The sequence below is a fragment of the Pseudomonas brassicae genome (assembly GCF_010671725.1).
GTDB lineage: Bacteria > Pseudomonadota > Gammaproteobacteria > Pseudomonadales > Pseudomonadaceae > Aquipseudomonas > Aquipseudomonas brassicae.
The window spans coordinates 1-5,189 of the sequence record NZ_JAAHBU010000293.1; the positions used below are offsets into that span (position 1 = coordinate 1).

The 5,189-nt window shown below is 67.5% G+C and carries 3 protein-coding genes; all 3 read left to right on the top strand.

From position 1 onward, the window contains the following. The first annotated feature begins 66 nt into the window (after positions 1–66). Positions 67–3,966, top strand: coding sequence for an Hpt domain-containing protein (locus tag G3436_RS19135; RefSeq protein ID WP_420801228.1), 3,900 nt, complete (start codon positions 67–69; stop codon positions 3,964–3,966). After that, a complete protein-coding gene (locus G3436_RS19140; RefSeq protein ID WP_163948093.1) occupies positions 3,959–4,423 on the top strand; it encodes a chemotaxis protein CheW in 465 nt (154 codons plus the stop codon). Before G3436_RS19135 ends, G3436_RS19140 begins: the two co-directional genes overlap by 8 nt. Before the next feature lie 85 nt (positions 4,424–4,508). Further along, on the top strand, positions 4,509–5,126 hold the full coding sequence (gene trhA / locus G3436_RS19145; protein WP_163948096.1) for a PAQR family membrane homeostasis protein TrhA: 618 nt from the start codon (positions 4,509–4,511) through the stop codon (positions 5,124–5,126). Positions 5,127–5,189: the final 63 nt, after the last annotated feature.

Below are 5,189 nucleotides of genomic sequence, written 5' to 3' on the forward strand. Positions count from 1 at the left end.
TGCAGGCCGATTGGCAGCAGTGGCGGGTCTCGACCACCTCGCGTGAGCGGTTGGTGGAGATGCGCCGTGGTTTTTCACACCCTCAAGGGCAGTGGCCGCATGGTGCGCGCGCAGGTACTGGCCGAGCTGGCCTGGGCCGCCGAGCACCTGCTCAACCGCATGCTCGAAGGCCGCGTCGAGGCCGGTCGCGAGGTGCTCGCCGGGTTGGAACAGACCCTGGTGCGGTTGCCCGTGCTGCTGCTCGAATTCGCCAACGCACACACCCCGCCGCACGCCGATGTGGAGCGCCTGGCGGTGCGCCTGCATGCGCTGGCGATGAATGACGCGCAGGGCCACAGTGCACCGGCCGAGGCCATCGACCCGCAACTGCTGGAAATCTTTCGCAACGAGGCCAACACCCACCTGGGCAGCATCGACGAGTTCCTGGCGGGGGCCGAGGCGCAGTTGCCGGTGCCGGTCAGCGATGCCTTGCAGCGCGCCCTGCACACCCTCAAGGGCAGTGCGGCGATGGCCGGCGTGGTGCCGATTGCCGAGCTGGCCGGCGCGCTTGACCTGCTGGCGCGGGAATTCAAGGCGCACCAGTTGGGCCTGGACCTGGACGAGCTGTACCTGCTGCAAATGGCCGAGCCGCTGCTGCGCCGCGGCCTGGACCAGCTCGACCGCACGCCGCTGGCGGCCATCGCCGGTGCACAGGTGCTCATCGAGCAGATCGACCAGGTTGTCGCTGCCCGCCTGCAGGCCCTGCGTGACGCGCCCAGCCATGGCCTGCGGGTGCGCCGCGACCCGCAACTGATCGCCAGTTTCCTGGCCCAGGGCATGGACATCCTGCTGGATGCCGAGACCCTGTTGCAGCGCTGGCAGGAACACCCCGGCGAGCGTCAGGAACTGAGCGCGCTGCTGGATGAACTGACGACCCTGGGGCAGAGCGCGCACCTGGCCGACCTGTGGCAGGTGGACGAGCTCTGCGAGGCGCTGCTGGACCTGTACGGCGCGGTCGAGGAAAGCAGCCTGGCGGTCAGCGAGCGGTTTTTCCAGGAGGCGCAGTTCGCCCATGAAGCCCTGATCAACATGCTCGACCAGATTGCTGCGGGCCAGGAGGTGGACGCCAGCCCGCAGCGCCTGCATGCGCTGCGCGAACTGCTCGAAGAGGGGCTCGACCCGCAGGCCATGGGCCTGGTGCGCAGCCAGGGCGAACAGCCGGGGCGCATCACCGAGCTGGCCCAAGCCACCCGCCAACTGGAGCACCAGGCGCTGGGCCGCGAAGTGGTCGAGCTGTTTCTCGACGAGGCGCGCGACATTCTGGACGGCGCCGACCAGGCCCTGGCGCGCTGGCGCGCAGACCCTGACAACGGCACGGCGCTGTCGTCGCTGCAGCGCGACCTGCAGACCCTCAAGGGCGGAGCGCAGCTGGCCGGTATCGGTGCGGTGGAGGTGTTGGCCCAGGAACTGGAAACGCTGTACGAAGGCCTGCTCGAGCGCCGTTATCCGCCTGGCTCGCTGGTGCTGGGCCTGCTCGGCGAAAGCCACGCCTTGCTCGGGCGCCTGCTCGAACAACTGCAGCACGGCGAGGCTGCAGAGCTGGTGGTGGAGCAACTGGCGGCCTTGCGCGAGTTTCGCCATGCCGTGAGCGCCCCGCTGCAGCCCGGCAGGGCCTCGGCCAGCCAGGAGGGCGACAAGGAGCTGCTGGAGATCTTTCTCGAAGAAGGCTTCGACATCGTCGAAAGCGCCGGGGCTGCGCTGCTGCGCTGGCAGGCCGAGCCGCGCAACGGGGTCGAGGTGGAAAACCTGCTGCGCGACCTGCATACCCTCAAGGGGGGCGCGCGCATGGTCGAGATCGCGCCGATCGGCGACCTGGCCCACGAGCTCGAATTCCTCTACGAACACCTGGCCGCCGGGCAGTTGCAACCCAGTGCCGCGCTGTTCAGCCTGCTGCAGAACTGCCATGACCGCCTGGCGCACATGCTCGATGCGGTGCGCCTGCACCAGCCGCTGCATGCCGCCACGGCGCTGATCGACTACATCCGCAACTTCAGCAGCGCCGCGCTCAGCGATAGCGCGGCCGCGGTGCCCGGCGCAGACAGCGCGCCCGTCGACGCGCCGGTCGCGACGCCGGAGCGTGCACCGGCCGACATGGTCAAGGTGACCGCCGAACTGCTCGACGACCTGGGCAACCTGGCGGGCGAGAACTCGATCATTCGCGGGCGCATCGAGCAGCAGGTGAATGACGCCCAGGTTGCCCTGAGCGAGATGGAAACCACCCTGGAGCGCATGCGCGATCAGTTGCGCCGGCTGGACACCGAAACCCAGGGGCGCATCCTCAGTCGCCAGCAGAGCGAAGGCGATACGCTCGGCTACGACGACTTCGACCCGCTGGAAATGGACCGTCATTCCCAGTTGCAGCAGTTGTCGCGGGCGTTGTTCGAGTCGGCCTCGGACCTGCTCGACCTCAAGGAAACCCTCACGGTACGCGCCCACGACGCCTACAGCCTGCTGCAACAGCAGGCGCGGGTGAACAGTGAGCTGCAGGAAGGCCTGACGCGCACCCGCATGGTGCCGTTCGAGCGTCTGGTGCCGCGCCTGCAGCGTGTGGTGCGCCAGGTGGCGAGCGAGTTGGGCAAGCAGGTCGAACTGGTGGTGGGCAACGCCGAAGGCGAAATGGACCGCAGTGTGCTCGAACGCATGGTCGCGCCGCTGGAGCACATGCTGCGCAACGCCGTGGACCATGGCATGGAAACCCGCGAGGCGCGACTGGCGGCAGGCAAGCCGCAGCAGGGCACGATCGCCTTGAACCTGCTGCACGAGGGCGCCGACATCGTCATCGAGATGACCGACGATGGCGCCGGGGTGCCGCTGGACGCCGTGCGGCGCAAGGCGATCAAGCGGGGCCTGCTCGACCCGGCCATCGAACTCAGCGACCACGAGGTGATGCAGTTCATCCTGCAGCCGGGCTTCTCCACCGCCGAGAAGATCACGCAGATCTCCGGGCGTGGCCTGGGCATGGACGTGGTGCACGAGGAGGTCAAGCAACTGGGCGGCTCGATGGTGATCAGCTCGGTGCAGGGCAAGGGCGCACGCTTTTTGATCCGCCTGCCGTTCACCGTCTCGGTCAACCGGGCGCTGATGGTGCACTACGGTGACGAGCAGTACGCGGTGCCGCTCAACACCATCGAAGGCGTGGTGCGTGTACCGCCGGCGGAGCTTGAAGCCTGCTACCAGCTGGAACCGCCGCGTTACGCCTACGCCGGGCACCATTACGAACTGCGTTACATCGGCCAGTTGGTGCAGGGCGAGGTGCAGCCGCGCCTGCTGGGGCAGAGCCTGCCGTTGCCGGTGTTGCTGGTGCACGCGCACGACCAGCAGTTCGCGGTGCAGGTCGACAGCCTGGCCGCCAGCCGCGAAATCGTGGTCAAGAGCCTCGGCCCGCAGTTTGCCGGGGTACACGGGCTGGCCGGGGCCACGCTGCTGGGCGATGGCCGGGTGGTGCTGATTCTCGACCTGTTGGCGCAACTGCGCGGGCTGCACCTGCAACTGTCCAAGGCCACCGGCAGCGGGGCACGGCTGCGCATCGAGCATCATCCGGGCGCGCTGGCGCGGCCGCTGCTGGTGCTGGTGGTGGACGACTCGGTCACCGTACGCAAGGTGACCGGGCGCCTGCTGGAGCGCCACGGCATGAATGTGCTGACGGCCAAGGACGGCGTCGATGCGATGAGCGTGCTGGCCGAGCACTGTCCCGACGTGCTGCTGCTGGACATCGAGATGCCGCGCATGGACGGTTTCGAGGTGGCCACCCAGGTGCGCCAGGACCCACGTCTGCAGGACCTGCCGATCATCATGATCACCTCGCGTACCGGCCAGAAGCACCGCGACCGGGCCATGGCGATCGGCGTCAACGACTACCTGGGCAAGCCTTATCAGGAATCGGTGCTGCTGCACAGCATCGCCCGCTGGAGTACGCCGCATGCTTGATCAGACGCCGCGCAGCAGCCGGCGCAACACCCTTACCGGGTTGCTGTTGCCCTTGAGCGACCGTTGCCTGGTGCTGCCCAACGTGGCGGTGGCCGAGCTGATCGGCTACCAGGCCTGCACGGCCTCGCCCGACCAGCCGGCCTGGCTGCTGGGCTGGATCGACTGGCGCAGCCAGCGCCTGCCGTTGCTCAGTTTCGAGGCGGCCTGCGGCGGCCAGACCCAGGTCGGCGAGCGTGCCCGTATCGTCGTGCTCAATGCGCTGGGGGAGACGTCGCGGCACTTTTTTGCCTTGTTGGTGCAGGGCATCCCGCGTTCGTGCAAGCTCGACAGCCAGCTCAACTACGTCGACGTGCCGCTGGCGGCGTTGGAGCTGGCGGCGGTGCAGGTGGGTGAGCAGGTGGCGCGGGTGCCCGACCTGCCGGGCCTGGAACAGCTGTTGCAGACGGCGGGCGCCTGAGCGTGTCGGACTAACAGCGTAATGCACCTGACGCGGTGCTTGTGTAGGGTGAGGGTTCGAATCACACCACGGAGGACCTCGTTGCATGTACCACGGTGAACGTTTCAACGCCTGGACCCACCTGGTCGGCGCCGTGCTGGCCTGTATCGGTGCGATCTGGCTGCTGGTGGTGGCGGGGATGCAGGGCGACCCCTGGAAGATCGTCAGCCTGTCGATCTACGGCTTCACGCTGATGCTGCTGTACAGCATCTCTACGCTGTACCACAGCGTGCGCGGGCGGGCGAAAGTGATCATGCGCAAGCTCGATCATCTGTCGATCTACCTGCTGATTGCCGGCAGCTATACCCCGTTCTGCCTGGTGAGCCTGCGCGGGCCGTGGGGCTGGAGCCTGTTCGGGGTGGTGTGGGGGCTGGCGCTGATCGGCATGCTGCAGGAGATCAAGCCGCGTTCCGAGGCGCGTGTGCTGTCGATCGTGATCTATGCGGTGATGGGCTGGATCGTGCTGGTGGCGGTCAAGCCGTTGCTGGCCAGCCTGGGTACGGCGGGGTTTGCATGGCTGGCGGCGGGTGGGGCGTTGTATACGATCGGCATCATCTTCTTTGCCTATGACAGCCGCTTTCGGCACTGGCACGGCATCTGGCACCTGTTCGTGATTGCCGGGAGCCTGCTGCACTTCATCGCGATATTCTTCTACGTTCTGTAGCGCAGGTGAGGGCCCCTTCGCTGGCAAGCCAGCTCCCACAGGTTTTTGCGGTGCATGCAGGAC

Bases quoted from the DNA above. Each gene is read 5' to 3' on its own strand.
- G3436_RS19140 (WP_163948093.1), top strand. From the start codon at position 3,959: ATGCTTGATCAGACGCCGCGCAGCAGCCGGCGCAACACCCTTACCGGG.
- trhA (WP_163948096.1), top strand. From the start codon at position 4,509: ATGTACCACGGTGAACGTTTCAACGCCTGGACCCACCTGGTCGGCGCC.